27 protein-coding genes and 2 pseudogenes are annotated in these 26,196 nt (G+C 68.4%); 12 read left to right on the forward strand and 17 right to left on the reverse strand.

All coding sequences use genetic code 11. The features are described from left to right. Positions 1-11: 11 nt before the first annotated feature. From AB0M45_RS15580 to AB0M45_RS15590, 3 genes are all read left to right on the forward strand, one after another. On the forward strand, positions 12-932 hold the full coding sequence (locus AB0M45_RS15580) for an aldo/keto reductase (RefSeq protein WP_364328395.1): 921 nt from the start codon (positions 12-14) through the stop codon (positions 930-932). 109 nt (positions 933-1,041) lie between these two features. After that, the gene (locus AB0M45_RS15585) at positions 1,042-2,409 is read left to right on the forward strand and encodes a wax ester/triacylglycerol synthase domain-containing protein (protein WP_364328398.1); all 1,368 of its coding nucleotides are present in this window, start codon (positions 1,042-1,044) and stop codon (positions 2,407-2,409) included. A 61-nt stretch (positions 2,410-2,470) separates the two neighbouring features. Continuing rightward, on the forward strand, positions 2,471-3,670 hold the full coding sequence (locus tag AB0M45_RS15590; protein ID WP_364328400.1) for a DUF885 domain-containing protein: 1,200 nt from the start codon (positions 2,471-2,473) through the stop codon (positions 3,668-3,670). Positions 3,671-4,004: 334 nt separating this feature from the next. On the opposite strand, the pseudogene AB0M45_RS15595 reads toward AB0M45_RS15590, so the two are convergent. Together AB0M45_RS15595 and AB0M45_RS15600 are read right to left on the reverse strand one after the other, a co-directional pair. After that, positions 4,005-4,184 (reverse strand): annotated as a pseudogene (locus AB0M45_RS15595) (nitroreductase); the annotation flags it as partial. Positions 4,185-4,200: 16 nt separating this feature from the next. Then, a pseudogene (locus AB0M45_RS15600) lies at positions 4,201-4,374 on the reverse strand (thioesterase); the annotation flags it as partial. A gap of 127 nt (positions 4,375-4,501) precedes the next feature. Here AB0M45_RS15600 and glyA point away from each other — a divergent pair. Then, on the forward strand, positions 4,502-5,797 hold the full coding sequence (gene glyA, locus AB0M45_RS15605; protein WP_364328403.1) for a serine hydroxymethyltransferase: 1,296 nt from the start codon (positions 4,502-4,504) through the stop codon (positions 5,795-5,797). Between the two features lie 94 nt (positions 5,798-5,891). On the opposite strand, the gene AB0M45_RS15610 is transcribed toward glyA, so the two are convergent. The 6 genes from AB0M45_RS15610 to AB0M45_RS15635 all read right to left on the reverse strand — a co-directional run bounded on the left by AB0M45_RS15610 (position 5,892) and on the right by AB0M45_RS15635 (position 10,677). Further along, positions 5,892-6,332, reverse strand: coding sequence for a nuclear transport factor 2 family protein (locus AB0M45_RS15610; RefSeq protein WP_364328406.1), 441 nt, complete (start codon positions 6,330-6,332; stop codon positions 5,892-5,894). 35 nt (positions 6,333-6,367) lie between these two features. Further along, complete coding sequence (locus tag AB0M45_RS15615) at positions 6,368-7,105, reverse strand: ESX secretion-associated protein EspG (RefSeq protein ID WP_364328409.1); 738 nt, start codon at positions 7,103-7,105, stop codon at positions 6,368-6,370. Then, positions 7,105-8,295, reverse strand: a complete 1,191-nt coding sequence (locus AB0M45_RS15620; protein ID WP_364328412.1) for a hypothetical protein — start codon at positions 8,293-8,295, stop codon at positions 7,105-7,107. The genes AB0M45_RS15615 and AB0M45_RS15620 overlap by 1 nt, the downstream gene beginning before the upstream one ends. A gap of 20 nt (positions 8,296-8,315) precedes the next feature. After that, positions 8,316-8,858, reverse strand: coding sequence for a DUF3558 domain-containing protein (locus AB0M45_RS15625; RefSeq protein ID WP_364328415.1), 543 nt, complete (start codon positions 8,856-8,858; stop codon positions 8,316-8,318). 35 nt (positions 8,859-8,893) lie between these two features. Continuing rightward, entirely contained in the window at positions 8,894-9,181 is a 288-nt protein-coding gene (locus AB0M45_RS15630; RefSeq protein WP_364328417.1) for a hypothetical protein, read from the reverse strand. 299 nt (positions 9,182-9,480) lie between these two features. Continuing rightward, positions 9,481-10,677 carry an FAD-dependent monooxygenase gene (locus AB0M45_RS15635; RefSeq protein WP_364328418.1) on the reverse strand — a complete coding sequence of 399 codons (1,197 nt, stop codon included), beginning with the start codon at positions 10,675-10,677 and terminating at the stop codon, positions 9,481-9,483. Positions 10,678-10,788: 111 nt separating this feature from the next. Between AB0M45_RS15635 and AB0M45_RS15640 the strand changes: the two genes are divergently transcribed. Then, positions 10,789-11,508: a TetR/AcrR family transcriptional regulator gene (locus AB0M45_RS15640; protein ID WP_364328421.1), complete on the forward strand. Its 720-nt coding sequence runs from the start codon at positions 10,789-10,791 to the stop codon at positions 11,506-11,508. A 23-nt stretch (positions 11,509-11,531) separates the two neighbouring features. Further along, positions 11,532-11,966 carry a limonene-1,2-epoxide hydrolase family protein gene (locus AB0M45_RS15645; RefSeq protein ID WP_364328424.1) on the forward strand — a complete coding sequence of 145 codons (435 nt, stop codon included), beginning with the start codon at positions 11,532-11,534 and terminating at the stop codon, positions 11,964-11,966. A 7-nt stretch (positions 11,967-11,973) separates the two neighbouring features. Here AB0M45_RS15645 and AB0M45_RS15650 read toward each other — a convergent pair whose 3' ends face one another. Further along, positions 11,974-12,249, reverse strand: coding sequence for a hypothetical protein (locus AB0M45_RS15650; protein WP_364328427.1), 276 nt, complete (start codon positions 12,247-12,249; stop codon positions 11,974-11,976). Between the two features lie 86 nt (positions 12,250-12,335). Here AB0M45_RS15650 and AB0M45_RS15655 point away from each other — a divergent pair, with 86 nt between their 5' ends. Together AB0M45_RS15655 and AB0M45_RS15660 are read left to right on the forward strand one after the other, a co-directional pair. Further along, positions 12,336-12,704 carry a DUF488 family protein gene (locus AB0M45_RS15655; RefSeq protein WP_364328430.1) on the forward strand — a complete coding sequence of 123 codons (369 nt, stop codon included), beginning with the start codon at positions 12,336-12,338 and terminating at the stop codon, positions 12,702-12,704. Positions 12,705-12,970: 266 nt separating this feature from the next. Continuing rightward, a complete protein-coding gene (locus tag AB0M45_RS15660) occupies positions 12,971-14,356 on the forward strand; it encodes a PhoH family protein (RefSeq protein WP_364328433.1) in 1,386 nt (461 codons plus the stop codon). Positions 14,357-14,419: 63 nt separating this feature from the next. Here AB0M45_RS15660 and AB0M45_RS15665 read toward each other — a convergent pair whose 3' ends face one another. Beyond that, positions 14,420-15,307, reverse strand: coding sequence for an alpha/beta fold hydrolase (locus AB0M45_RS15665; protein WP_364328436.1), 888 nt, complete (start codon positions 15,305-15,307; stop codon positions 14,420-14,422). 9 nt (positions 15,308-15,316) lie between these two features. Next, positions 15,317-15,925, reverse strand: a complete 609-nt coding sequence (locus AB0M45_RS15670; protein WP_364328438.1) for a TetR/AcrR family transcriptional regulator — start codon at positions 15,923-15,925, stop codon at positions 15,317-15,319. Positions 15,926-16,129: 204 nt separating this feature from the next. Here AB0M45_RS15670 and AB0M45_RS15675 point away from each other — a divergent pair, with 204 nt between their 5' ends. Next, positions 16,130-16,714, forward strand: coding sequence for an esterase (locus tag AB0M45_RS15675; RefSeq protein WP_364328441.1), 585 nt, complete (start codon positions 16,130-16,132; stop codon positions 16,712-16,714). Positions 16,715-16,811: 97 nt separating this feature from the next. Further along, complete coding sequence (locus AB0M45_RS15680; protein ID WP_364328444.1) at positions 16,812-17,681, forward strand: acyl-ACP desaturase; 870 nt, start codon at positions 16,812-16,814, stop codon at positions 17,679-17,681. A 160-nt stretch (positions 17,682-17,841) separates the two neighbouring features. Here the strand turns inward: AB0M45_RS15680 and AB0M45_RS15685 are convergent, their stop codons facing one another. Together AB0M45_RS15685 and glpX are read right to left on the reverse strand one after the other, a co-directional pair. Beyond that, a complete protein-coding gene (locus tag AB0M45_RS15685; protein ID WP_364328447.1) occupies positions 17,842-19,245 on the reverse strand; it encodes a class II fumarate hydratase in 1,404 nt (467 codons plus the stop codon). Positions 19,246-19,638: 393 nt separating this feature from the next. Beyond that, on the reverse strand, positions 19,639-20,682 hold the full coding sequence (glpX, locus tag AB0M45_RS15690; protein ID WP_364328450.1) for a class II fructose-bisphosphatase: 1,044 nt from the start codon (positions 20,680-20,682) through the stop codon (positions 19,639-19,641). A gap of 152 nt (positions 20,683-20,834) precedes the next feature. Between glpX and AB0M45_RS15695 the strand changes: the two genes are divergently transcribed. Beyond that, positions 20,835-21,401 (forward strand): DUF4245 domain-containing protein, encoded by a 567-nt coding sequence (locus tag AB0M45_RS15695; RefSeq protein WP_364328453.1) that lies wholly within the window; start codon positions 20,835-20,837, stop codon positions 21,399-21,401. Between the two features lie 68 nt (positions 21,402-21,469). Here the strand turns inward: AB0M45_RS15695 and AB0M45_RS15700 are convergent, their stop codons facing one another. The 3 genes from AB0M45_RS15700 to AB0M45_RS15710 form a co-directional block, all read right to left on the reverse strand. Then, complete coding sequence (locus tag AB0M45_RS15700) at positions 21,470-21,685, reverse strand: exodeoxyribonuclease VII small subunit (RefSeq protein WP_364328523.1); 216 nt, start codon at positions 21,683-21,685, stop codon at positions 21,470-21,472. Positions 21,686-21,747: 62 nt separating this feature from the next. Then, positions 21,748-22,971, reverse strand: a complete 1,224-nt coding sequence (gene xseA / locus AB0M45_RS15705) for an exodeoxyribonuclease VII large subunit (protein ID WP_364328526.1) — start codon at positions 22,969-22,971, stop codon at positions 21,748-21,750. 95 nt (positions 22,972-23,066) lie between these two features. After that, on the reverse strand, positions 23,067-23,729 hold the full coding sequence (locus AB0M45_RS15710) for a lipid droplet-associated protein (protein WP_364328456.1): 663 nt from the start codon (positions 23,727-23,729) through the stop codon (positions 23,067-23,069). A 286-nt stretch (positions 23,730-24,015) separates the two neighbouring features. On the opposite strand from AB0M45_RS15710, the gene AB0M45_RS15715 reads away from it, so the two are divergent. Continuing rightward, positions 24,016-25,020 carry a 4-hydroxy-3-methylbut-2-enyl diphosphate reductase gene (locus AB0M45_RS15715; protein ID WP_364328459.1) on the forward strand — a complete coding sequence of 335 codons (1,005 nt, stop codon included), beginning with the start codon at positions 24,016-24,018 and terminating at the stop codon, positions 25,018-25,020. Positions 25,021-25,329: 309 nt separating this feature from the next. Here the strand turns inward: AB0M45_RS15715 and AB0M45_RS15720 are convergent, their stop codons facing one another. Beyond that, positions 25,330-26,196 (reverse strand): DUF6542 domain-containing protein, encoded by an 867-nt coding sequence (locus tag AB0M45_RS15720; RefSeq protein WP_364328462.1) that lies wholly within the window; start codon positions 26,194-26,196, stop codon positions 25,330-25,332.

Below are 26,196 nucleotides of genomic sequence, written 5' to 3' on the forward strand. Positions count from 1 at the left end.
GGAAGGAAAGCATGACCACACAAGCCGAGTCACGTCCCGCCGCCGCCTCGGGTACCTTTGCCCTCGGCGGTGACCTCCCGGTCCATCGCCTGGGCTACGGCGCGATGCAGATCACCGGCGAGGGTGTATGGGGCGACCCCAAGGATCCGGACGAGGCTGTGCGCGTCCTTCGCCGCGCCGTGGAACTCGGTGTCACCTTCATCGACACCGCGGATTCCTACGGTCCGTTCGTCAGCGAAACGCTGATCCGCCAGGCGCTGCACCCGTACGCCGACGACGTGGTCATCGCGACCAAGGGCGGCCTGACCCGGCCGGGCCCCGGAGACTGGCGTCCCGTCGGCCGCCCCGAATACCTGCGCCAGCAGCTCGAACTGAGCCTGCGCCACCTCGGCCTCGAACGCATCGATTTGTACCAACTGCACCGGATCGACCCGAAGGTGCCGCTGGCCGACCAACTCGGTGAGCTGGCGCTGCTGCGGGAAGAGGGCAAGATCCGGCACATCGGCCTCTCCCAGGTGACCGTCGCCCAGCTCGAGCAGGCCCGCAAGATCGTCGACATCGTCTCGGTGCAGAACCTGTACAACCTGGCCACCCGGGACTCGGAGGAGTTGCTCGAGTACGCGGAGGCGAACGACATCGCCTTCATCCCGTGGTTCCCCATGGCCACCGGTGAACTCGCCCGCCCCGGTGGTGTCCTGGACACCTTCGCGCGCGAGGACGCCAGCCCGTCCCAGCTCGCGCTTGCCTGGTTGCTGCGTCACTCTCCGGTGCTGCTGCCCATCCCCGGCACCTCCAGCGTGGCGCATCTGGAAGAGAACATCGCGGCCGCAACCATCTCGCTCACCGACGCGGAATACGCCGCCCTGTCCGAGGTCAGCGCGCCCGCGCCGCGTGCTCGCCGCTTCCGGCTGCCGAAACTGACCCGCAGCTGATCGAACAGCTCGCCTGGCGCGGACTTCGCACTGGTTCCACAGGCGGACAGGCGATTTCGGCCTTCCGGCGATAGAGTGCGGCAAACCCGAGATCGACGAGAGCAGCAGGATGCGCGAATCACAGCTGGTGGCCAATGATGCCTCCTATTACTACTTCGTTCGCTCGGGGCGGGTCACCGACTGGCCGATGTGGTGGGTGTTCGACAGCGAGACCGGCGCGCCGCCGGAGGCCGCCGACATCGCCCGCCACATCGGCGAACGTGCCGAAGTGCTGGAACCGCTGCGCCGCCGGATTCACGACGTGCCGGGCGGGTTCGGGCATCCGTTCTGGGGCGTCGACGACAGTCCGATGGACAGTCACGTCGTCACCCATGCGGCGGACCTGGACTGGGCGGGGTGTCTCGACCAGATGGGGAGCATTCTGGAGCGACCGCTCGATGCCCGGGTCAGCGCATGGCAGCTGCACGTCTTCCCAGGCGTATCCGGCATACCGACGCTGAGCGGTGCGGGCACCGTGGTGATGATGCACGTCAGTCACGCGCTCATGGCGGGCCCGGCCATGACGTCGCTGTCGGAAGCGCTGTTCGCGTCGGCGCCCGCACCCGTCCGGATCGAGGGGCAAGGGCCCGCCGCGAAGCGTCTGGGCATGCGCCTCGGGCTCGCCGCCGTGGGAGGCGTGTTGCGATGGCCGTTCCAGGTGCTGCGTTTCAACGCCCGGGTCGGGGCCGAGAACCGGCGGATCGCCCGAGACGGCGACGACAGCGGGCCGAGCACGCCACCGCGCAGCCGGACGGTGCTCAACCAGCGGATCGGTCCTGGACGCGTCATGCGGTCGTTTCCGTTGGCATTGGGGGCCGTCCGGGCACCTGGGATCACCGTGACGTCCGTCGGCCTGACCGCGATCTCGCGCGCCATGCAGCGTTATCTCGAAAAGCAGGACGCGTGCCCGGACGATCTCGCGGCATTCGTGACCATCGCGGTGCCCGATGCGTCGGTGATGGGGGTCAATCACGTGGGCGCCGACGTGGTCGACCTGTTCCCGGGAGAAAATGATCTCGCTAGCCGCGCGCGGGCCGTCGACGCCAGCCTGCGGGTACGCCGCCACTCGGCGTCGAGCCGCCGCGAACTCACTCGACTGGAGCTGGTCGACCTGCTCCCGAGCCGCGCGTACCGGGCGAGGTACGGCACGCTCCCGCCCGCCGACGCGATGCCCGCCGTCGCGCATACGATCTTGACCAGCATCAAGTGCGAGCCGACCGCCGAATGGTCGTTGCTGGGCAAGCCTTTCCGCTTCGCGGGCATGCTGCCGCCGGTATACCCGGACATCGGCCTGGCGCACTCGTTCGTCGGCGTGCGCGACAGCTTCACCGTCTCCGTGGCCTGTGATCCGGAGATCATCCCCGCCCTGGACGATTACACCGACATCCTGCGGGAATCGTTCCACGAGATCGCCGCCGCCGTCGGTGAGCCAGACTGACGATCCAGCACTGGACGCCCTGTACTGTGACCGCCCGCCTTCCGCGCTAATGTCGGCGGGCATGGAAGCGCATCCACTCGTCACCGAATACCTGCGGCTCGGCCTCGCCTTCGATCGGCTCGAGGAAGGGTTCGTCGACGCTTACACCGGCGATCCCGCGCTGCGCCGCGCGGTGCAGAACGCGCCGGCGCCGCAGCCGCGCGAGCTGGCCCGCCGCGCCGCCGACTTGCGCGCCGCGGTGCCGGATGCCGGGTTGTCGCCGCAGCGCGCGGAATTCCTCGACGTGCACCTGCGCGCGCTGCAATGTTCCGCCCGCAAGTTCGCCGGAGACGAGATCGGGTTCGTCGAGGAGGTCTGGGCCTACTTCGACGTCGACATCGCCCCCGGCGACGTGGCCGACTACCGCGACGCACACCGGCAGATGGACGAGGTGCTCGCGGGAGACGGCCTCCTGGCCGAGCGAATGGCCGCGCATCGGAAGGCCGACGAGATCCCACCGGAGCGGCTGTCGGTCTGCGTCGAGGCGTTTTCCAGCGCGCTGCGGGAACTGGTCCGCGCTCGCTACCCGCTGCCAGACCACGAGCACGTCACCTACGAGGTGGTCGGGGACAAGCCCTGGTCCGGATTCAACTACTACCTGGGCAACTACCACTCACGGGTCGCGATCAACTCCGACCTCAAACAGCACATGGCACACCTGCCGCAGCTGATCGCACACGAGTCGTACCCGGGGCACCACACCGAGCATTGCCGCAAGGAGGCGGGGCTGGTCGCCGACGGGCAGGCCGAGCAGACGCTGTTCCTGGTGAATACGCCGCAGTGCCTGATGGCGGAAGGTTTGGCCGATCTGGCGCTGCGCTCCGTCGTCGGGCCGGGCTGGGGGAAGTGGGCGCAGGAGATCTACGCCGACCTCGGCCTGCGCTTCGATGGCGAACGGGCCGAACGACTTTCGAACGCCTCGGCCAAGCTGCTGGGTGTGCGCCAGGACGCCGCGCTGCTGCTCCACGACCGGGGACGCACCCACGACGAGGTGGCGGAGTTCTTGCAGACCTGGACTCTGGTGACGCCGGATCGGGCGCGGCAGTCGCTGCGGTTCCTCTCCTCCCCGCTGTGGCGGGCCTACATCTCCACCTATGTCGAGGGATATCGACTGCTGGGCGGATGGCTCGATCGCGCGGTCGACGCCGACGACCGGGTCGACCGGTTCCGCAGGCTGCTCGACGAACCGCTCACGCCGGGCGCGGTGCGCGCCGCGGCCTGAACGACGGATACGACACGTGCCCGGCTCCGCCGGCACGCCATTTCGGAGTGCTACTGGATGACGGCGCAGCCCTGTCCGCCCGAGGAAATGCTGCACAGCAGGAGCGAAAGGGTGCGCAGCAGCGCCTCGACGGGAGAGTTGGGCACCGAGACCAAGCCGACCATGGTTGTTCCTCCACTAGGTGGTCGTTAATAGCTGTCACCAGGGAAACCGCTCGAACCGCTGGTTCTCGTTACGGCTCGTAGAGCCCCATGAAATCGGGTCCCCGCTCTCGGGGGCACCCATCCTCTCCGGTTGATGCGGTTTTTCCTGCGCCCGGTGCGGCTCAGGTGTCGGTGACCGGCACCAGCCGGGCACGGCCGGACTTCGCGCCGGTGGTTTCCACTTCGGCGATCAGCGACGAGCGGATGCCGAGACGAGCCAGCAGAGCGACGGCGGGATTGAGCAGGTATCGGCCGAGCAGCCGCTCGCGGCGGAACTTGCGTACCGCGGCGCGCGGGGTGCGTTCGGGCATTGCGCTTCTCCTCGGGTCAGCGGTCACCGCGGAAGATGACGCAGGTGGTGGTGGCGTGCGCGACCAAGCGGCCCTTCTCGTCCACCACCCTTCCCTCGGCGGTCGCGGTGGTGCGGCCGACGTGGCCGACGCCCGCTTCCAGCGTGCTGTGCACCGCGCAACCCATCACCGAGTCGAGCAGGGTGGTGCAGAACTGCTGGAGAACTATCTATCCGACGTGTCGCACGTCACGACTGGACAGCCGGGCGATCCTCGCCCGACCGGGAGCGATGAACCCCCTGCTCGAGACCCTAGCCCTGGGCCCATAGACTGAGTCCGTGACGCAGACGACCGCCTCTGTCAATTCCCAGTCTCTCGGTGAGCTCGATCCGGAGCTCGCTGCCGCGATGGCAGGCGAGCTCGCCCGCGAACGCGACACCCTGGAGATGATCGCCTCCGAGAATTTCGTGCCGCGCGCGGTGCTGCAGGCGCAGGGCAGCGTGCTGACCAACAAGTACGCCGAGGGCTACCCGGGTCGGCGCTACTACGGCGGCTGCGAGCACGTCGACGTGGTGGAGACCCTGGCGCGCGACCGCGCCAAGGAGCTGTTCGGCGCCGAATTCGCCAACGTGCAGCCGCATTCCGGCGCACAGGCGAACGCCGCGGTGCTCATGGCGCTGATGGACCCGGGCGACAAGCTGCTCGGCCTCGACCTCGCGCACGGCGGTCACCTCACCCACGGCATGCGCTTGAACTTCTCCGGCAAGCTCTACGAGGTGCACTCCTATGGGGTGAGCAAGGAAGACCACCGCGTCGACATGGACGAGGTGCGCGAGATCGCCCTGCAGGCGCGTCCGAAGGTGATCGTGGCCGGCTGGTCGGCCTACCCGCGCCACCAGGACTTCGCGGCGTTCCGCTCGATCGCCGACGAGGTGGGCGCCTACCTGTGGGTGGACATGGCGCACTTCGCCGGCTTGGTCGCCGCCGGGCTGCACCCCTCGCCGGTGCCCTACGCCGACGTGGTGTCCTCGACCGTGCACAAGACGCTCGGCGGCCCGCGCTCGGGCCTGATCCTGGCCAAGCAGGAGTACGCCAAGAAGCTGAACAGCTCGGTGTTCCCCGGCCAGCAGGGCGGGCCGCTCATGCACGCCATCGCCGCCAAGGCCGTCGCCTTCAAGATCGCCGGAACCGAGGAGTTCCGCGACCGGCAGGAGCGCACCCTGTCGGGCGCGAAGATCCTCGCCGAGCGCCTCACCGCCGCCGACGTCAAGGACAAGGGCATCAGCGTGCTCACCGGCGGCACCGACGTGCATCTGGTGCTGGTCGACCTGCGCAACTCCGAACTCGACGGCCAGCAGGGCGAAGACCTGCTGCACGAGATCGGTATCACGGTGAACCGCAACGCCGTTCCGTTCGACCCGCGTCCGCCGATGGTCACCTCCGGCCTGCGCATCGGCACCGCGGCCTTGGCCACCCGTGGCTTCGGCGACACCGAGTTCGCCGAGGTCGCCGACATCATCGCCAGCGCGCTGGCCGGTACCGCGGACCTGGACTCGCTCCGGGCCCGGGTGAGCAAGCTGGCCAAGGACGTTCCGTTGTACGACGGTCTGGAGGACTGGCGCCTCCTCGGCTGACCCGACTACGCTTCGCACATCCGGTGCTATCCATCGGATGTGCGGAGCGGGATCGATGAGCACTGATGTGGCGCGAAGTCACACGGGGCGATGATCAGGAACCCGGTAGGTCGATGCCTTTGGCGGCGGCCAGTTCGGTCAGCTTCCGCATTTCGTCGATCGCGACCGCGACATAGACGCGCAGCGCGCGGTCATCGTCGCGACGCAGCAGGTATTCGTAGTCACTGTCGGTGAGCAGTTCGCCCGCGTTGTCGAAGAAGTGCCAGCGGACGCGCAACCGTGTGATGCGCTCGGTGAGTTCGACCTGTCCCAGCAGGGTGTGGTCGACCGAGGCGAGCCCCAATGCTCGATAGAAGGGATAGGACTGCCGCAGCCCCTGCGCTATCTCCCCGCGGGAGGGCAGCGAGCCGACGAATCCGTCGCTCACGATGGTGCCCGGCGTTCCCCACAGCGCGGCCGAGCGTTCGGCGTCGAACGAGCTCAACGCCTGCTGATACTCGTCCAGAAATGCTTCGATTTCGTCCCGAGTTCGCATAGCCCCAAACTACGAGTCCGGTCGGCGATCCGGAACTACCGATCCATGCGGGCCTTGGCGCGCACGATCGCCTCGTCCAGGTAGCGGGCGATATCCCCGCTGGTACCGGGGCGGATCATCAGCGCGCGGTTGGCCGGAACCTCGCAGTAGCGGCCGTCGGGCGTGTCGATCCAGCGCAGGCGGCCGGTGCGCAGCGGTTCCGCGTTGCGCGGGCCCAGCAGCACGACGGCGGTGCCACGCGTGGTGCACGACTGGCGCCAGAAACGCCGGTAGCGTTCTTTGACCTGACTGGCGGGCGCGCTGCCGAGCAGATCGGGCCGATCGTCATTGAGGTCATCGAGCAGAAAGCTCTTCTCACCCGCCGTGCCGGCCGGGTTGTCCGGCAGCAGGCGCACCAATTCGGTGGCGAGCTGGTCGGTTCGACAGCGGCGCAACCGGACTCGGCCACCGTCCGGCCCTGGGGATTGCTCGGCGAGCACACCTGAGCCGGTGCGGGTGCCGCAGGCGATGGCGCGCAGCTCGATGCCGTCGCGGGTGTTGTCGTAACCGACCAGCTCGATGCGCCAATCGGGCCTGGCCAGCGTGGTGATCGCCGTGCGCAGCGGCAGCCGGTCGTCACCTCCCAGCTCGGCGCGGAACTGCTGCTGGTAAGCCTGGTACTCGTGCAAGCCGGGAAAGCGGCTGGTGAACCGGAACGGGAACGGCATACGGTCCAGGCCGGTACCGAACCACGCCGCGGCGAACTGCTCGGCCGACAGTGTCCATCGCGCCATCATTGCTCTCCGAACACCGGCGGCACCGTCGGCTTCACTTCGCCGAGCAACTCTTTCGCGTGCTCTTCGGTGCGCAGGTACTTCGGCGATTTGTGCTCGTCGTCGTCCGCGCCCCGGCCGCGGATACCGGGCGGGACCATACCCGAGTACCCCGGGAAGCCGGGCGCACCGGGGCGGCCCGGCACGGCGGTTGGTGTCGCCGACGCCGCGGGGGCGATGGGCGGTGCGGCGCGGGAGGTACCTGGCCGAGGTTGATTGTCGTAGTCTCCCGTGACACCCGGCCGACCGAGGGGACCGGGCGTGCCCGGCCTGCTCGGCGTCGCGTTGAGGGCGGTCGGAGTGACGGTGGCGGGTGTCGTCGGCAGTGGCGTGGTGGGCACGATCGGGGTGCCGAGGGGGGATGCTGGAGACCTCGTCGTGGTGGCCGCCGTTGTCGACGTCCCGATGTCCTGGTTCTGTGGAACTGCTTGGGCAGCAACAGTCTCCGGAACGTTTTCGGATGTCGGCGGCGCTTGCTCGCCCGGGTTCTCTTCCGCGTCGCTCCCGCCGGTGGAGCCGCTGCTCTCGGAAGCGGACGTGTCCTCGGAGGAGGCGGTGTCGCTGGCGCCGGTGCCGTTCGACAGCGCCTGCGGGCTGACGCTGGTTGCGATCTCCGCGCCGCTTCCGGCCTCGACGCCCGATGACGCGGCGGCGGGTCCGATGGGTGGCGGCAGGGTGGGAATGCCCGGTGCTGTGGTCCCGTACGGCTGGATGTACTGGGTGTTCATCTCGTCGCGGGCTTGTTCCTCCCGCAAGTTGCGCTGCTGTGGATCGGCCGGATTGCCGGAGGTGTCCAGCACGTCCGGCACCGACACCTTGAATTTCGCCGCCGCGTTCGCCGCCGCCGACAGCGGCCCGTTCTGGGCGCCCAATGCCTCACCGAATTCCCCTACCCGCGCCACGTAGTCCCGTACGGCGCGCACCGCGCTCTCCGCCGCCGCACCCTCCCAATGCTGTTCCACCGCTTTCTTGATCGCGGTTTCGAACTCCTGCCCAGCGTTCGTCACCGCCGCCGCGATACCCGCCCACGCGTCGAACGCACCGCCCAGTTCGGCCGGGTTCATCGCGTCGGCCGCCTGTTCGATCTCGGCGTGCGAGAAACTCTGGGCGTTCTCCGGATTGGTGATCGCTCGGCCGTCGGTCTGTCTCATGATCGCGCTTCCCCCGATGTTCAGCTGCCCGATGGCAGCAGCGGTGCGACTGTCTGGGCGATGTCGGTGGCGATATCACAGGCCACGAGGTTCTTGTTCGCCGAGGTCTGTGGCACGTTGGTGAGAATGTAGAGCGAGCCGGAGGCCATCTCGACGTTGATCGTGCAGCCACCGGGAACATCCGGACGGGCCTCGTAGCGCACGGCTTTCCGGCCGCCCGCCGAGATGTTCACGGCAGCAGGATATTTTCCTCGAACCTGATCGAGGGTGCCGTTGGTCGTCTCGACGACGAAGCCGTAGCCGGACCGAGCGACGTAGCGGCATCCTTTCCAGGTGACGCCGCCTTGGCTGTCCTGTTTCGGCTCCGGCGGTTTGGCGTCCCACTGGTGCTGGGCGAGAAGCTGAGGCGTCAGTGCCGTGCAGGGATCGAACGCCGCCTCCGAGGTCGCTCCGCTGGACGGCCTCGGCCCAGCACCGGCGGTTCCTGAAGCGGTCGACGTCGGTGCGTCGGTAGGCGTGGCCTGGCCGCACGCGGCCAGCAAGACGACACCAGCCGCACCCACTGCAAAACCCGTTCCCCGAGCGGCTGTTCCGAGCCTCATACGTGGAGCTCCCGCATAGCCGCCGCGAATTCCGCATCGGTGCGAACGTAGGTATCGCACATGGCTTTGAACATGGCTTGGATCTCCTGCGTCATGGAGATGTAGTCGGTCAGGGCGTCGAAGGCGTTGTTCGGGCCGCCGAAAGCTTTCTCCCGGAACAGGCGGACCAACTCGATAGCGGAGGACAACCGCGGATTGTTTTCGCCGAGCCCCCAGTACTGTCGCTCACCGAGTTCGCGTACATCGGTTTGCGCTGCCACCAGCGCATCGATCAACTCCTGCACGCACGGTCGATCTCGACGAACCCCTGCGGGTCCATCCGCAGTTGCAACGCCCCGGTTTTCGCAGCCTCGATGTAACCGGGAAACGGACTGTCCACCATCGCCGCCCCTTCCGTCAGTGCTGTCTGACCTTATAGACGCGTCCCATCCCGCTCCGGTTCCATCGAAACACAACGGACTCCCCGGGTCGACGCCCCGCGGCACTCCGCGTTGGCGATGCGGCACTCGCGAACTGCGGTTCTGTGTCGAGCAACGCGGTGAGCGTGCCGAGTCCGATCGATGTCAAGGCGGGTGACGAGTTCTCAGCTCGCATCCCGCGCGCCGACGAGAGCCGGGTAGTTCCGCAGGTCGACGTCGTCGGCGGCATTGTCGCCGTATTTCGCCATCAGGCCGAACAACCGAGACCCGAGGAACCAGTTGCGCATTCTGATGCCGAGCGCGGTCTTCGGAGCGAGGAAGGGGCCGACGTTGCTGTTGCCCGCGATCTTCGCGTACCGCTTCATGATCTCGTCATAGCGGGCGAAGGCCACCATGTGATCGCCGTCGGCCAGCGCCAATTCCCCCGCGACGACGTACGCGCCGACCACGGCGAGCCCGGTGCCGAAGCCGCCCAGCGTGTTTCCGTACGCGGAGTCGCCGACCAGCGCGACGCGTCCCTTGGTGTAGCGGCCCGCCATGCGGACCTGGCTGATCGAGTCCAGGTAGACGTCGTCGAAGTTGGCCAGCTCCGCGAGCATCCGGGGCACTTCCCACCCCACGTCGGCGTATGCCTCCGTGAGAATGCGCCGCTGGGTGGCGCTGTCGTCGCGGGTGTAGTCGAGTTCGGCGGACGCGAACATGTACATCTGCTGCGCCTTCGGGCCGCCGGTGATGGCGAGCCGCCCGGGAGCGTTGTGGGCGTAGGCGGTCGCTCGCTCCCGCGGTCCGGTCGTCTTCGTGCTCCACGGGCTCACGCCCGCGACGCCGTAGTAGTACCCCAGGTGCTTCACGAAATCCCGCTCCGGGCCGAAAGTCAGCGCCCGTACCCGCGAATGAATGCCGTCTGCTCCGAAGACGAGGTCGAAGGTGCGCGCGGGCGCGTGCTCGAACTCGACGTGCACACCGTCGCCGGTCTCGCTGAGCGCGGTGATCGAATCACCGAACAGATATTCGCAGTGGTCGGCGGTGCGCCGGTGGATGATCTCCGACAGGTCGCCGCGCAGGATCTCCACGTCGCCGCCGGTGAAATCGCCCGACATCAGGGCGAGCCGGCTGCCGCGTTCGTCGACGAACACGGTGTCGGTGGTGCCGGTCCTGCGTTCTTCGACGTCGTCGAGGATGCCCATCCGCTCCAGGACGGTGCGGTGGGTGCGGCCCTTGAAGTCGACGGCCTGCCCGCCGGGACGCAAGGCGGCAGCGCGCTCTACGACGGTGACGGCGAATCCGTAGCGATGCAGCCAGTAGGCCAGCGCGGGCCCGGCGATGCTGGCGCCGGAAATGAGGACGGTGGTGTTGCGCATGGGAGTCTCCTGAGGAAAATCTGCGTCCGATGGAATCTGTTTCCGTTGGACGCAGATTAGCGTATGGTAGACACAGTTTCACGTCAAGGCGTTCTCCGGAAGGATTCGGTCATGCCGGCACCGACCGCCATCGAACTGCTCTGGGGCACCCAGCAGCGCCCCAAGCGCGGGCCGAAACCCGCGCTGTCGCTCGAGCGGATCGTCGCGGAGGCGATCGCGCTCGCCGACGCGGAGGGCTTGGCCAACCTGTCGATGCAGCGGCTGGCCGAGCGCTTGGGCTTCACGAAGATGTCGCTGTACCGCTACGTGCCGGGCAAGGCCGAGCTCGTCGCGCTGATGTTGGACGCCGCCCTCGGTGCGCCCCCGGCGATGGCGGCGGCCGGGGCGATGTCTGCCGAGGAGCCTTGGCGCGGCCAACTGGGCTCCTGGTGCGAAACGCTCTACCAGCGCTTCCGCGAACACCCCTGGTCACTGGAGGTGTCGGTGGGGGTTCGGCCGATCGGCCCGAACGAGATGGGCTGGATGGAATCGGCGCTCGGCGCGCTCGCCGGGACCGGACTCACCAATGCCGAACGCCTGGACACCATCGTCCTGCTGACCGGCCACGCGCGCAGTCTGGTGCAGCAGGTGCGCGTGATGGACGACGAGGCGTTCGAGAAACAGATCGCGGGACAGTTCGCCGACCTGGTCGCCGCCGCGGCCGAGCGCTACCCGGAGTCGGCCGCCGCCTTCGCCGAGGAGGGTGCGGCCGCGGGCGGGGAAGGCGCACTGAAGTTCGGCATCGGGCGCGTCCTCGACGGACTTGCCGTGCTCATCGCGCGCCGTCGCTGACCGGCGCGGCTTAGGCTCGGGCCATGACCGACGAACCCGATCTGAAACAGGACTCGATCACCACGGTGCGGGAGTTCTTCGCCGCGCTGGAACTGGGCGCGTCCGAGGAGGCGATCGACCTGCTGCACCCGGACATCGTCTGGAAGAACACCTCGCTGCCCGATGTGAAAGGCGTCCGCCGGGTCGGCGGCGTGCTGCGCGGCCTGCGCCGCGACTGGCTCGGATTCGGCGTCGACATGCACCACATCGCCGCCGACGGCGACATCGTGCTCACCGACCGCACCGATTACCTGCGCTTCGGGCCGGTGCGCATCGGGTTCTGGGTGGCAGGCACGTTCGAGCTACGCGACGGCCGAATCATCCTGTGGCACGACCACTTCAGCTGGGAGAACTTCCTCCGCGGCACGGCCGTCGGCCTCGGGCGCGCGGCACTGACGCGTGGTACCCGGCGCGGCTGACCCGGACTCAGGACGAGTGCTGGGTCAGGTACTCCAGGTAGACCGGCCGCAACACCTCGGCGACCGCGCTGTCGCCCCCGTGGATGTAGTCGTCGATCATGGGCAGCACATATTTGATGTCCGCCTCGCTCTCGCCGACATTGCCCGCGGCGGCCTCCGCGGCCGGGATCGAGGTGAGCAGCCGCCAGAGGAACTTCACATCACCGCGCCGCACGGCCAACTTCATCGCTCGGTCGTGCAACTCCTTCGACGACAGCTTCTCCAAATCCTCGTTACCGGACATACCAGCGACTCTATCCGCCCGATCCGGCGACAGCGACCGCGTGGCGTATCTCGCCACGGTCGCGATGCCGTGCTGCGATGACTGCCATGACACTCCAACCGCCGCCCGGCTTCCAAGTGAAGCGCGTCTACGACACGCCGGACCCGGACGACGGCACCCGAGTCCTGGTCGACCGCCTCTGGCCGCGCGGGATCAGCAAGGCACAAGCGCGGGTCGATCGCTGGCCGAAGGAACTCACCCCGTCCAACGATCTGCGGCGCTGGTTCCACGCCGACCGGGATGCCCGCGCCGCCGAGTTCGCGCGCCGCTACCGGGACGAACTCGCCGCAACGCAGGCTCAGCAAGATTTGCGGGAATTACGCGCCCTGGCCACCGAAGGTCCGGTCACCTTGCTCACCGCCGTACAGGATCCGGCGCACAGCCATGTCACGGTACTGCTCGACCTGCTGCGTTGAGCGCTCGTGACGCTCCGGTTTACGACAAATTCACGGACCTGCCCATCCGTCCGCGAGCGCGGAAGCGGGGTTCGCAGGTAGCGTCGGGTGTGCGGGCCGCGGCGGTGTGGCTCGTACGGGAGGTCCTGGCCGTGACTGAGCTACTCAGTACGAGGGGGCCGGCACCCGGCCCTCGTGGCACCTGACGGCAACGTCGGGTCCATCAGGACGGACCGGTCCAGTGCGATCGTTCGTGCGAGTGCCGCACGAACACAGAGGAGCCCACCGTGACTGCTGCACGCTCCGTTTCCGCTCCCTCGGCGAACTCCCGCTCCGCGAAAGGCGGAGCCGCCGCGAAGGGGGCCCGCCCCTCGCAATTACCCGGCACAACCTTCGTCATCGACACGTCCGTCCTGCTGTCGGATCCATGGTCCTTCACCAGGTTCGGCGAACACGACGTGGTGTTACCTCTGGTGGTCATCAGTGAACTCGAAGCCAAGAGAAACCATCACGAGCTGGGCTGGTTCGCGCGGGAAGCGCTGCGCAACCTGGACGATCTGCGCCTGCAGTACGGCAGGCTGGATCAGCAGGTGCCGATCGGCACCGAGGGCGGAACGTTGCAGGTGGAACTGAACCACACCGATCCCGCGGTCCTTCCGGTCGGCTTCCGCACCGACACCAACGACTCACGGATCCTGGCCTGTGCGCTCAACCTCGCGGCCGAGGGCCGCGAAGTGGTTCTGGTGTCCAAGGACATTCCGCTGCGGGTCAAGGCCAGTGCGGTGGGCTTGCACGCCGACGAATACCACGCCCAGGACGTGGTCACCTCCGGCTGGACCGGCATGGTGGAGCTGGACGTCAGCTCGTCGCGGATCGATCAGCTCTACGCCGAGTCGGTGATCGATCTCGACGAAGCCCGGGAACTGCCCTGCCACACCGGCATCCGGCTGCTCGGGTCCAGCTCCAGTGCCCTCGGCCGGGTCACTCCGGACAAGCGGGTGCAATTGGTGCGCGAGCGCGAGGCGTTCGGGCTGCACGGCCGCTCCGCCGAGCAGCGCATCGCACTCGACCTGCTGCTGGACGAGAGCGTCGGCATCGTCTCGCTCGGTGGCCGGGCCGGCACCGGCAAGTCCGCGCTCGCGTTGACCGCGGGTCTGGAAGCGGTGCTGGAACGGCGCACCCAGCGCAAGGTGGTGGTGTTCCGTCCGCTGTACGCGGTCGGCGGCCAAGAGCTCGGTTACCTACCCGGCACCGAGAGCGAGAAGATGGGCCCCTGGGCGCAGGCGGTCTTCGACACGCTCGACGGGCTGGCCAGCCGCGAGGTGATGGAGGAGGTGCTCAGCCGCGACATGCTGGAGGTGTTGCCGCTGACCCACATTCGCGGACGATCGCTGCACGATTCCTTCGTGATCGTGGACGAAGCCCAGTCCCTGGAGCGGAATGTGCTGCTCACGGTGCTCAGCCGGCTCGGAACCGGGTCGCGGGTGGTGCTCACGCACGACGTGGCCCAGCGCGATAATCTCCGCGTCGGCAGGCACGACGGAGTCGCCGCGGTGATCGAGAAGTTGAAGGGCCACCCGCTTTTCGCGCACATCACCCTGACCCGCAGTGAACGGTCGCCGATCGCGGCGCTGGTCACCGAGATGCTGGAGGAGTACGGCCCGAACGCCTGAGCAGGTTCTCCCGTCGCGCATGTCCTCCAGGGGGACCCGGAGGACATGCGCGAGGGCCGGAGGTCAGGCCGGAGCGAGGATGCGTTCGAGGAAAGCGACCTGGTCGGCCACAACGGCCTCGCGGTTGCCCGGCCGGTAGATCTCGAAGTGCGAGAACGGATAGGTGCGCAGTTCGCCGTGCGGTGCGCGGCGGGCTAGTTCGGTGGTGTCGGCCGCGGCGGTTTCCCGGTCGTTCTGCCCGATGCACACCAGCAGCGGCATCCGCAGTCTGGGTGCGTGGTCGCCGGGTTTGTAGCGCATCATCGTCAGCAAGGCCCGTGGCGCGACGGTGTTGCGCCACGTGGCGCTGTCCATCGCCGCGATGGTGCGTTGTGCGTCGGGGCCTGTCATGACGGCAAGCGTGCCTGCGGGGCCGACAGCAGGTATGTAATGCGGCCGCAGTCCGAACACTCCGCGCAACCAGTCGGCCACCATCACCCGTAGCAGTGCGCGCGTCGCGGCCGCCGACCGTCCTTCGGCCTGCTTCGGAAAACCGTTGAACGGCACTTGGGCGATCACCGCGGTGATCCGCTCGTCGTCGGCGGCAACCGTGACGACGTGGCCGCCACCCAGGGACGTACCCCACAGCACGATGCGCTCGGCATCGACAGCGGGATGCCTGCGGGCGAACTGGATCGCGGCGCGGATATCGGCGAGCTGGCCTTTGATGTCGACGACCTGCCGTGGCTCACCGGCGCTCTTCCCGAAGGAACGGTAGTCGAAGGTCAGCGCCGCGAATCCAGCGCCGGAGAATGCCTCGGCAGCGGCGACGAGTGCGGGGGTGTCCTCGGTGCCGCCGAATCCGGGACACAGCACGACGCAGGGTCGTTCCGGGAGGCCGTCGTCAGCGCGGTAGAGCGTGCCCGCGCATCTGGTGCCCTCGGAGTCGAATTCCACCGTAAGAGTCGTCATCGGCCTCTCCTAGATTTTTCGGCGTCCTGGGAATTCGGTGCCGAGCATTCGCTCCAGCAGATCCAGGAGCTCGTCGCGATGCGCGGCGAGGTCGAGGCCGGGGCGGTCGGCATAGACCTCATGCAGTTCACGCAGAGCCCCCAGCAGCGCCACCGCGGTGAATTCGGGAGTCCGGACGCGGAATTCGCCGAGGGCCGATCCTTCCGCGAGCAGAGTGCGCAGTACCGGCCGCAGTGTGCGGGCAACCTGCTCGACGACGCGGTGGTGCATATCCCGGAAGCGATCTCCGTGCAGCGCCGTGAACAGTCCGGGTGCGGTGTGTTCGGTGAGCGCGTAGCCGTGATCGATGTAGGCCAGCAGTCGATCGCGGGGCGTTGCCGAATCATCTTGCAAGAGCTCGAGATAGGTCGCGCACAGCCGATCGGCCAGCGCCGCTACCGCTTCGGTGAACACGTGTTCCTTCGAGGTGAAGTGGTGATAGAAGCACCCCTTCGCTACGCCGAGAGCGGTGGTGATGGATTCCACCGTGGTCTGGTCGTATCCGTGCTCGGCGAAACTGCGCAGTGCCGCGTCCACGATCTCGGCCTTACGGATTTCCGGCTTCTTCACCTGCCGCACAGCGCACCTCCGAGCCAGAGGCTACCGACCGACGGTCGGTCGGTCAATGGTGTGCGGCACGCTGAGGGCCGTTGTCGTGCGCGTTTCACCGCATTTCCGGCGGGTAATATCCGCCGCGATAGCTGTTCGGTATGACAATCGGCCGAGCTACGTGCGGCACCACCGAGCCCGTGGTGTGCCGGTAGCCCTTGCGAGAGGACGGACATGCGCTACTTCGCTCGTCGAACGGCTGGATTCACCGCGGTGCTCGCCGCGGCAGGGCTGGTCGTGGCCGGCTGCGGGGACGATGAGGACACAGGTACCGTTGCGACCACGACCGGCTGGTTTACCACCATCGCGTCGCCGACGACCACCACCGCCGTGTACACCACAACCCAGGACAACGCAGGCCGCACCACCACGGGCACCCCGGGCGCCGCCGCGGAGGAAACCAGGATCATGACTCCGACCGGCGAGATCACCGTCTCCGGCGACATCTACGACAAGTACACCCAGAGCGGCGGCCCGACCGGACCGCTCGGCCTTCCCCTGCAAGCCGAGGAGGACGGCCCCGACGAGGGCGAATTCCAGGACTTCGCCGGCGGCACGATCTACGAGGCCAGGGACGGTGAGCCCTATATCGTCTGGGGCGAGATCCGCAGGGCATGGGAGGAAAACGGCGGCGCGCACGGCAGGCTCGGCTACCCGATCAGCGACGAGAAGGACATCCCCGGCGGTAAGCAGAGCGATTTCACCGGCGGCACCATCACCTGGGTGGACGGTACTATCACCGTCACGCCGAAGTCGTAACCCGGGTTTCGGCGTCCGGGACCGCCGGGCGGTTCCGGCTGCCGGTCCGTCCCATCCATCTCTCCCGCTTCGCGGGCCAAGCCGCTAGGTTGTCACGGTGCAAACTCTCCTGACCGATCGCGAACTGCTCGAATCGCTCGCGGTAGACGTAGAACTGATTCTGCGCAAGCACATCGATGCCGCCGAGGGATGGCAGCCGCACGACTTCGTGCCGTGGGACAACGGGCACAACTTCGCATTCCTCGGCGGCACCGACTGGGCGCCGGATCAGTCCGAGCTCAGCGAAACCGCCAAACTGGCCTTGACCGTCTCCGTGCTGATCGCCGACAACCTGCCCTCGTATCACCGTGAGGTGGGCAAGTACCTGCGCACCGGCGCGTGGTGGCGCTGGGTCGGACGCTGGACGGCCGAGGAGAACCGTCACGAGATCATGATCCGCAACTACCTCATGGTCACCAGGGCGGTCGACCCGGTGGAGCTGGAGCGGTTGCGCATGGAGCACATGACCAAAGGCTTCCGCCGTCCGGCGATGCACCTGCTCGACGTGCTGGCCACCTGCGCGTTCGAGGAGGCCGCCAGCGCGATCCGGCACCGCAACATCGCGGCCCTGGAGGAGAACCCGCTGGTCACCGCCATCGCCGAGCGGATCGCGCTGGACGAGGAACTGCAGTCGGCCGTCTTCGCCGACCTGATCGCCGCGGCTCTCGACCTGGTACCGGATCAGACCATGCGCGCCATCGCGGACCGGGTCGCCGGTTTCCAGGTCCCCACCGTCACCCTGCCCGACGGCCGCAGCAGCGACGAGGTGCTCGCCGAGGCGGGCGTCTACGACCGCGCCAAAGAGGGCGAGCTGGTCTTCGCTCCGCTGCTGAAGCGGTGGAACGTCTTCACTCGCACCGATTTCGGCCCCGACGGCGAGCGGGCGCGCGACGAACTCGCACGCTCCGCCGCCTCTCCGCGTCTTTAGGCCGTACCAGTTGGGTGACGGGGGATTTGCGTTCAGGTCCTGCGTCGGGAGCCGCGTGGGTTCTGGGCGTACCCGGCGAGTTACCCATGTGCTCACGAAATAAGTTGTCGCGTCGGCCGAACGTCCACGTTGTTCTCACAACGTGGACGGTCGATCCGCTTTATTCAGCGTCCTTCAGCTTCGCCATGGCCAGTACGTCGAGGCGGCGATCGAGTTCCTCCTCGGTCAGCTTCTCGTCGAGCAGTCCGCGGTCGATGACGGTCTGGCGAATCGTCTTCTTCTCTCGCAGCGCTTCCTTGGCGACCGCGGCCGCCTCCTCGTACCCGATCGCGGAGTTCAGCGGGGTGACGATGGAGGGCGAGGACTCGGCGAGGGTGCGCAAGTGCTCGACGTTGGCGACCAGGCCGCGCACGCATTTGTCGGCGAACAGCCGGGAGACGTTGGCCAGCAGGCGAATCGACTCCAGCAGGTTGCGCGCCATCACCGGGATGTACACGTTCAGCTCGAAGGCGCCACCCGCGCCGGCGAACGCGACCGCCGCGTCGTTGCCGATCACCTGCGCACCGACCTGGGTAACCGCCTCGGGCAGAACCGGATTCACCTTGCCCGGCATGATCGAGCTGCCCGGCTGCAGATCGGGCAGCTGGATCTCGGCCAGTCCGGTCAGCGGACCCGAACCCATCCAGCGGATGTCGTTGGCGATCTTGGTCAGGCTCACCGCGATCGTGCGCAGCGCGCCGGAGGCCTCGACCAGACCGTCCCGCGCGGCCTGCGCCTCGAAGTGGTCCTCTGCCTCGCGCAACGCATCGATGTCGGTAGCGCGTACCAGCTCCGCGACGACCTTCGCGCCGAAGCCGTCCGGCGCGTTGAGCCCGGTGCCGACCGCCGTTCCGCCGATCGGCAGCTCGCCAAGGCGCGGCAGCGTCGCCATGACGCGCTCGATGCCCGCCGCCACCTGGCGGGTGTAACCGCCGAACTCCTGGCCCAGGGTCACCGGGACGGCGTCCATCAGGTGGGTACGGCCGGACTTCACCACGGTGCGCCACTCGGTGGACTTGTCCAGCAGCGCGAGTCGCAGATGCTCCAGTGCGGGCACGAGATCCGCGATGATCGCCTCGGTGGCGGCGAGATGCGTTGCGGTGGGGAAGGTGTCGTTGGACGACTGCGACATGTTCACGTCGTCGTTCGGATGTACCGTGACGCCCTTCGCCTTGGCCAGCGAGGCGATCACCTCGTTGGCGTTCATGTTCGAGCTGGTGCCGGAACCGGTTTGGAAGACGTCGATCGGGAACTGGTCGTCGTGCTTGCCGTCCGCGATCTCGTTGGCCGCCGCGATGATGGCGTCGGCCTTCACGGGATCGAGCAGACCCAGGTCGCGGTTCACCGTGGCACACGCGGCCTTCAGCAGGCCGAGAGCGCGAATCTGCGCCCGCTCCAAGCCACGTCCGCTGATCGGGAAGTTCTCCACGGCCCGCTGGGTCTGCGCCCGCCACAAAGCGTCCACTGGAACCCGAACCTCACCCATGGTGTCGTGCTCGATGCGGTACTGAGTCTCCTCCGTCATATTTCCGACCTTATGCCGCACCCGCCCCCGATGGGGCTACCACGCCTGAGGTCATTCGCACACCCGCCGCACACCGGAGCCGGGAATAAGGACATCGAATCAAGTACCGATCGGACATATGCAACCGAACGCAGTAATACGAGTACTTACAAGCGCTTGCCCGGCCTGACACGGGTCGGCGGCCGCCGGGTCGACGAGAAGTCCTGGCGAACCGCCCGCGGCGTCCGCGTGTAGTCGCCAGCGGACGATTCCCGTCACCGCAGCTCCGAAAGGTTTGGCGAATGCTGAGATCGGCGGATACGGCTATACGCGCCCACTCGGCCCAACTGCGGTTTTCGAGCGCAGCGAGACCTGGCATTGCGAACACGCAGCGCCGCAGGCGCTGCAAAAAAACTACGGCAGCGGCGGGACCGCGTGCTCGTCGCCGATGAAGTCGACCGACGAGTACTCGCGCAGCTTGGTCAGGCGGTGGTAGGCGTCGATCATGCGGACGGTGCCGGACTTCGAACGCATGACGATCGAGTGGGTCGACGCGCCGCCGCCGAAGTAGCGCACGCCGCGCAGCAGGTCGCCGTCGGTGACGCCGGTGGCGCAGAAGAAGACGTTGTCGCCGGCGACCAGGTCTTCGGTGGTGAGCACGCGGTCGAGGTCGTGGCCTGCGTCGAGCGCCTTCTGCCGTTCCTCGTCGTCCTTCGGGGCGAGCATGCCCTGCAGCTCACCGCCCATACACCGCATCGCGGCGGCGGCGATGATGCCCTCGGGCGTGCCGCCGATGCCGACCAGGATGTCGGTACCGGAGTCCGGGCGGGCGGCCGCGATGGCGCCCGCCACGTCGCCGTCGGAGATCAGCCGGATGCGGGCACCCGCGTCGCGCACCTGCTGGATCAGCTCGGCGTGCCGGGGACGGTCCAGGATGCAGACGGTCAGGTCGGACTTCGCGGAGTTCTTGGCCTTGGCGACCCGGCGGATGTTCTCGCCGATCGGGGCCGAGATATCGATCACATCGGCGGCGTCGGGGCCGACGGCGATCTTGTGCATGTAGAACACCGCCGACGGGTCGAACATCGCGCCGCGCTCGGCGACCGCCAGCACGGAGATCGCGCCCGGCACGCCCTTGGACATCAGCGTGGTGCCGTCGATCGGGTCGACCGCGAAGTCCACTTCCGGGCCGGTACCGTCGCCGACGGCTTCGCCGTTGTACAGCATCGGCGCCTCGTCCTTCTCGCCCTCGCCGATGACGACGATGCCGCGCATGGACACCGAGCTGACCAGCTGCCGCATGGCGTCGACGGCGGCGCCGTCGCCCCCCTCCTTGTCGCCGCGTCCGACCCACCGGCCCGCGGCCATCGCCCCTGCCTCGGTCACGCGGACCAGCTCGAGTGCGAGGTTACGGTCGGGCGCCTCGCGGCGGCTGGGGCTGGGGGAAGTTGCCGTCATTGCGGGGTGCCTCCTGTGCATCGGTACGTACCGGTCAATTGTCTCATTCGGTGTGGCACGGTCGTACACCCCTGGTCCGGGTGATCTCCGGGTGATCTCCGGGCGATCGGGGTGCGCGGGTGAGCGTCGCGCCGCGAGTGGATACTGGGAGCGTGTCGTACCAAAAGCCACGCATCATGAACGACTACCGGGATCTGTTCTGGTCGCTGATCCCGCTGGTGCTGATCGCCGTGGTGTTCGCGGGCCTGGCCAGCCAGTGCAGTTTCGCCGCGAACGGCCCGACGCAGGGGAAGATCCCGCATTTCGACGCGCAGGCCGCGCTCACCGCCGACGCCAGATCCCTGCCGTTCCCGATCCGCAACCCGGCTCTGCCCGCGGACTGGACGCCGAACTCCGGCAGCCGCGAGTCCATCGGCGGCACCGGCGGCGGACCGGTCAGCACCGTCGGCTACATCACGCCGCAGGGCACCTACATGCGGTTCACCCAGAGCAACGCGACCGAGGAGGCGCTGGCCCGGTTCGTGCTCGGATCCCGGTACGCCAGCGGCACCGAGCAGGTCGGTGCGCAGAAGTGGATCGTCTACGCCGAGCAGGGCGCGGAGACCACGTGGATCGCCGACCTCGGCCAGTCCCGTGTGCTGATCACCGGCGCGGGCAACCAGGCGGCGTTCACCACCTTGGCCCAGGCGATTACCGCCGCCCAGCCGCTGAAGCCCTGATCAACTGGGTGCTACCCAGGTCGATCCAGCGGCCGATGGTGCGACGTCCGGGGTGGCGCGGCGGATGGTCACTCGCGCTGTTCCAGATCGGAGCGGTGCAGCGCGTCCTCCACGCGTTTGCGCGCGCCCGCCAGGTGCTCTTCGCAGCGGTTGGCCAGTGCTTCGCCGCGTTCCCACAGGGCGAGGGATTCGTCCAGGTCGAGGCCGCCCTGCTCGAGGATCTTCACCACGTTGACCAGTTCGTCCCGGGCGCGTTCGTAGCCGAAGCCGGCGATCTCGGCCAGTTCGTCGGCGGGGTCGGCGTCCGTCGCGTCCTTATCCGCTGACTTGCCGGGCTCGGCCAAGGTCAGTTCCTCCCTGTGTCGGTGTGCGTGCTGCCGAGCGTCTTGGCTCCGAGCGCGGCGGCCGTGACGGCGCCGTCGGCGACTCGGATGCGCAACTGGCTGCCCGGGGGCGCGTCCTCGATCGAGCGCACCACCACCCGCTCCCGGCCGGTGACGCGCTGTACGACAGCGTAGCCACGGGCCAGTGTCGCGGCCGGGCCCACCGCCGTGAGTTTCTCGCGCAGATGCCTGGTAGCGGTGGATTCGGTGCGGATACATTGCTCGGCGTAGCGGCGTGCCGACGTGCGCAGGCGCTCGATCTCTTCCTGACGCCGGTCGATCTCGCGCAGTGGGTCGGCGAGCACCGGCCGCGACCGCAGCTGGGTGAGCGTCCTGGTCTCGCGGTCGACCCAGCCGCGTAGCGCGGCGGCGGCGCGGCCGCGCAGCTCACGGACGCAGGCCAGCTCGGCGGCGGCGTCCGGGACGATGCGCTTGGCGGCGTCGGTCGGGGTCGCCGCGCGCAGATCGGCGACGAAGTCGCTGAGCGGATTGTCGGGTTCGTGGCCGACCGCGCTGACGATCGGGGTCGTCGCGGCCACGATGGCGCGGCACAACGCCTCGTCGGAGAACGGCAGCAGGTCTTCCACGCTGCCGCCACCGCGCGCGAGCACGATCACCTCGACGGCGGGGTGGCGATCGAGTTCGACCAGCGCGGCGAGCATCTGCGGCACCGCGGTAGGTCCCTGAACCGCGGTGTTGCGGATCTCGAAACGCACCGCGGGCCACCGATTGCGCGCGACGCTGAGCACATCGCGTTCCGCGGCGCTCGCGCGGCCGGTGATCAGTCCGACCGTTCCGGGCAGGAATGGGAGCGGGCGCTTGAGCCGGGGATCGAACAGACCCTCGGCGGCCAGCAGCGCCTTCAGCCGCTCGATGCGGGCTAGCAGCTCGCCGATGCCGACCGGCCGGATCTCCAGCACGCGCAACGAGATCGTGCCGCGTCCGGTGAAGAAGGAGAGTTTGCCGTAGACCACCACCCGGCTGCCCTCCTGCAGCGGGAGCGGGGAATTGCGGATGAGGTCCGGATCGCAGGTCACCGAGAGGGACATGTCCGCGGACGGGTCGCGCAGCACCAGGAACGCGGTGCGCGTGCCGGGGCGCAGGTTGATCTGGGTGATCTGGCCCTCCACCCAGATGCTGCCGAGCCGGTCGATCCACTGGGCCACCTTGACGGCCACGGAACGCACCGGCCAGGGGTGCTCGGCGGAGTTGGCCGGTGCGGCGGCGGGTTGGCCGGAGGTCTCCCGGCCAGCCGTCGGCGAGGGGGGTGTCCGAGGGTCGGTCACTGGGCCCGAACGGTGGCGATCCGGTTCGTCAGCATGGTCACGAACGCCGCCCTGGCGCGGGTCTGCTGCTCGTACTCCAGCAGGTCGGTGAGGTCTTCGACGGACAGCATGCGCAGCCGGGCGCGCAGCTGGGCCAGGGTCATGTTGAGGTAGTCGTACTGTGTGGCGACTTCCGGCTCCACGATCTCGGGCGCCTTCGCGGCGGGCTCGGAATCCGATTCGGATTCCGGCTCAGCGCTTTTCGGCTCGGTCGGAGCGTCGATGGACGGCGCGGAGGTGGTGTGGCCGTTGGTCTCGGTGGCGCGGGCGGCGTCGGCAGGAAAGGTTTCCGGCGTGCGGGCCGGTTCGGGCTCGTCGGCGGCGTAGAGGTCGAATCGGCTGGTGTGGTGGGTGCCGGGGCTCGAATCGTCGTCGAGGTCTTCGTCGAACGTGGCCCATTCCGGCTGTTCGACCGGTCGGTTGGACAAACGGTCGAAAACCACGTCGCCCTTCAGGGCCAGGCTGGTCACGAACTGCTGGACGTGCATTGTCGTCTGCAGCAGCTGACTGATGGCCGTGATCGGGAAATTCATTGCCGCCGTGGGTAGCCGGCGGGTTTCCTCGAGGGCGTATACGGCGGCGCCGGCGGCGACCCGAGCCAGAAAGGGTGGTCGAAGCATGATCCTAGCCTGCCCGAAATGGTGTGTTATGCAAAGAAGGGGTGTGCGCCGTTCGAATATCCGTCCGCCCCGGCGCGTGGCGGATCGGCCGGAATTACGCGGCGCTGTGCTCATATCCGGAGAATAGACCGCGGGTCTCGCCGCGAGTATTTGTGGCGGTTACCCGCGCGTCGCGGCGCCGGTGTTCCTCGGTGTTCTTCCGGCCCAGCTCGCGGCCGGTACCAGGGCGGTGTGACGGACAACTCCCGGAAGTGGCGAAGCACCGGGCCGCACGTATCCTGTGGGCATGTCTTCGGCCATTCCCTTGAACGTCGGAATCGCCCGCTCGGCAGGCGTCACGAACGCCGACGGCGGAAAGCGTGTGCTGCTCGCGGAGCCGCGCGGGTACTGCGCCGGCGTCGACCGTGCCGTCGAAACCGTCGAGAAGGCGCTGGAAAAGCACGGCGCCCCGATCTACGTGCGCAAGGAGATCGTGCACAACCGGCACGTGGTGGAGACGCTGCGCGAGCGCGGCGTGGTCTTCGTCGACGAGACCGACGAGGTTCCCGAGGGTGCGGTCGTCGTCTTCTCCGCGCACGGCGTCTCGCCCGCGGTGCACGAGTCCGCCGCCACGCGCAATCTGCACACCATCGACGCGACCTGCCCGCTGGTCACCAAGGTGCACCAGGAGGCCAAGCGGTTCGCCCGCGACGACTACGACATCCTGCTGATCGGCCACGAGGGCCACGAGGAGGTCGAGGGCACCGCCGGCGAGGCGCCCGAGCACGTCCAGCTGGTCGACGGGCCGGCGGCGGTGGACAAGGTCACCGTGCGCGACGAGTCCAAGGTGATCTGGCTCTCGCAGACCACGCTGAGTGTGGACGAGACGATGGAGACGGTGCAGCGGCTGCGGCAGCGTTTCCCCGGCCTGCAGGACCCGCCGAGTGACGACATCTGCTACGCCACGCAGAACCGTCAGGTCGCGGTGAAGGCGATGGCACCGGAATGCGACTTGGTGATCGTGGTCGGTTCGCGCAACTCCTCGAACTCGGTGCGCCTGGTCGAGGTGGCGCTCGGTGCGGGCGCCAAGGCCGCCCACCTGGTGGACTTCGCCCGCGAGGTCGAACCGGCCTGGCTCGACGGCGTCCGCACGATCGGCATCACCTCGGGCGCGTCGGTCCCCGAGATCCTGGTCCGCGGCGTTCTGGACATGCTGGCTGAACACGGCTACGGCGATGTCCAGCCGGTCACCACGGCCAACGAAACGCTCGTCTTCGCGCTGCCCCGAGAACTGCGCGAGGCCCGGCACTGACTGTGTTCGATGTGCGGCGCCTGCGGCGCTGCGTGTTCGCAAACTCCTGAAGGCTCGCGTCCGAGCGGCCGCCGCTGGCGACTGCGGCGTGGGCCGTCGGGTGAGTGCCGCTGGCGACCTGGTCGCGGATGATGCGGCCGATGAGGCGCGAGCCGGAGACCGGTGACGGGGCCGATTCGGTCGCGTCAGGCGGTATGGCACCACCGAGGGGCGAAGCACGCCTGCTGTTCTGGTCACCCGAGCCGTTACCTGAGATTCGTCGCAGTCGCGAGGTCGCAGCGCGGTAGCGGACTGTCGCGACGGGCCCGGCTACAGACTTTCCGGCCTGCGTCGTTCGGTGCGGCTCGAATCACGCTCGCGGTAGCGGACATTGGGCTGTGGGTGCGGCGGGATGTCGCGGCGTGCCCCTGGCGCGCGGGGTGGTTCGCCTTCGGCGCGGGGCATCGCCCCGGTCGGGCGGGATCCGCCGCGTGCCGGGGCCCGGCCCTCGCGTGGCCGGGACGGCGCGACCCGGGGCGGTGCGTCGGCGACCTGGGCCGCGGGCCGACGGGCCGGGCGGGGGGCGGGGTCGTCCAAGTCGTCGGGATCTGGCTCGTCCGGCTCGGGCCGCGGGCGGCGGGCTTTGCGGCGTGCCGCCTCCGCGAGCGTGCCGGAGGAGCGACCGGGCTTGGTCTTCTTGGCGGGCGATTTCCCGCCGCTCGCGCCGCGGCGCACGGGGAGTGGCCTGCTCGCCTCTTCCTCGCGCCGGCGCATCAAGATTCGGGCGCCGCCGATCAGCGCCACGGCGACCGTGGCCAGCATCATGGTCGGGAAGCGGTTCACCAGCGGGATCGCCAGGTTCAGCAGGATGTCCTTCATCGAGGTCGAGCCGCGGCCGGTGAGCTGTTGATAGGCCAGTGGCACGGCGACGAACAGCAGGAGCGGCGGCAACACCATCGTGCTGAACAGCCCGCGGTAGCGCACGGCCGCGACGGCCGCCATGCACCCGACGATGTACAGCGCGGCGAACGTGCCGGTCAGCTCGCCGCCTCCGCCGCTGGCATCGATCAGGAATCCCACAAACGTGCAGGCAACCGCGATCAGGACCGCCGCGCCGACGGGGATTCCCGGCACCGACGGCAGGATCGAGCGTTGCGGCGCGGGCACCCGGGATCGCGCACGTTCGGAAGCAGCCAC

The organism is Nocardia sp. NPDC051787 (assembly GCF_040681325.1).
In the GTDB taxonomy this organism is placed as follows: domain Bacteria; phylum Actinomycetota; class Actinomycetes; order Mycobacteriales; family Mycobacteriaceae; genus Nocardia.

Bases quoted from the DNA above. Each gene is read 5' to 3' on its own strand.
- AB0M45_RS15655 (WP_364328430.1), top strand. From the start codon at position 12,336: ATGACACTCCAACCGCCGCCCGGCTTCCAAGTGAAGCGCGTCTACGAC.
- AB0M45_RS15640 (WP_364328421.1), top strand. From the start codon at position 10,789: ATGCCGGCACCGACCGCCATCGAACTGCTCTGGGGCACCCAGCAGCGC.
- AB0M45_RS15590 (WP_364328400.1), top strand. From the start codon at position 2,471: ATGGAAGCGCATCCACTCGTCACCGAATACCTGCGGCTCGGCCTCGCC.
- AB0M45_RS15645 (WP_364328424.1), top strand. From the start codon at position 11,532: ATGACCGACGAACCCGATCTGAAACAGGACTCGATCACCACGGTGCGG.
- AB0M45_RS15585 (WP_364328398.1), top strand. From the start codon at position 1,042: ATGCGCGAATCACAGCTGGTGGCCAATGATGCCTCCTATTACTACTTC.
- AB0M45_RS15650 (WP_364328427.1), bottom strand. From the start codon at position 12,249: ATGTCCGGTAACGAGGATTTGGAGAAGCTGTCGTCGAAGGAGTTGCAC.
- AB0M45_RS15685 (WP_364328447.1), bottom strand. From the start codon at position 19,245: ATGACGGAGGAGACTCAGTACCGCATCGAGCACGACACCATGGGTGAG.
- AB0M45_RS15675 (WP_364328441.1), top strand. From the start codon at position 16,130: ATGCGCTACTTCGCTCGTCGAACGGCTGGATTCACCGCGGTGCTCGCC.
- AB0M45_RS15635 (WP_364328418.1), bottom strand. From the start codon at position 10,677: ATGCGCAACACCACCGTCCTCATTTCCGGCGCCAGCATCGCCGGGCCC.
- AB0M45_RS15615 (WP_364328409.1), bottom strand. From the start codon at position 7,105: ATGGCGCGATGGACACTGTCGGCCGAGCAGTTCGCCGCGGCGTGGTTC.
- AB0M45_RS15620 (WP_364328412.1), bottom strand. From the start codon at position 8,295: ATGAGACAGACCGACGGCCGAGCGATCACCAATCCGGAGAACGCCCAG.
- AB0M45_RS15580 (WP_364328395.1), top strand. From the start codon at position 12: ATGACCACACAAGCCGAGTCACGTCCCGCCGCCGCCTCGGGTACCTTT.
- glpX (WP_364328450.1), bottom strand. From the start codon at position 20,682: ATGACGGCAACTTCCCCCAGCCCCAGCCGCCGCGAGGCGCCCGACCGT.
- AB0M45_RS15710 (WP_364328456.1), bottom strand. From the start codon at position 23,729: ATGCTTCGACCACCCTTTCTGGCTCGGGTCGCCGCCGGCGCCGCCGTA.
- AB0M45_RS15715 (WP_364328459.1), top strand. From the start codon at position 24,016: ATGTCTTCGGCCATTCCCTTGAACGTCGGAATCGCCCGCTCGGCAGGC.
- AB0M45_RS15610 (WP_364328406.1), bottom strand. From the start codon at position 6,332: ATGCGAACTCGGGACGAAATCGAAGCATTTCTGGACGAGTATCAGCAG.
- AB0M45_RS15665 (WP_364328436.1), bottom strand. From the start codon at position 15,307: ATGACGACTCTTACGGTGGAATTCGACTCCGAGGGCACCAGATGCGCG.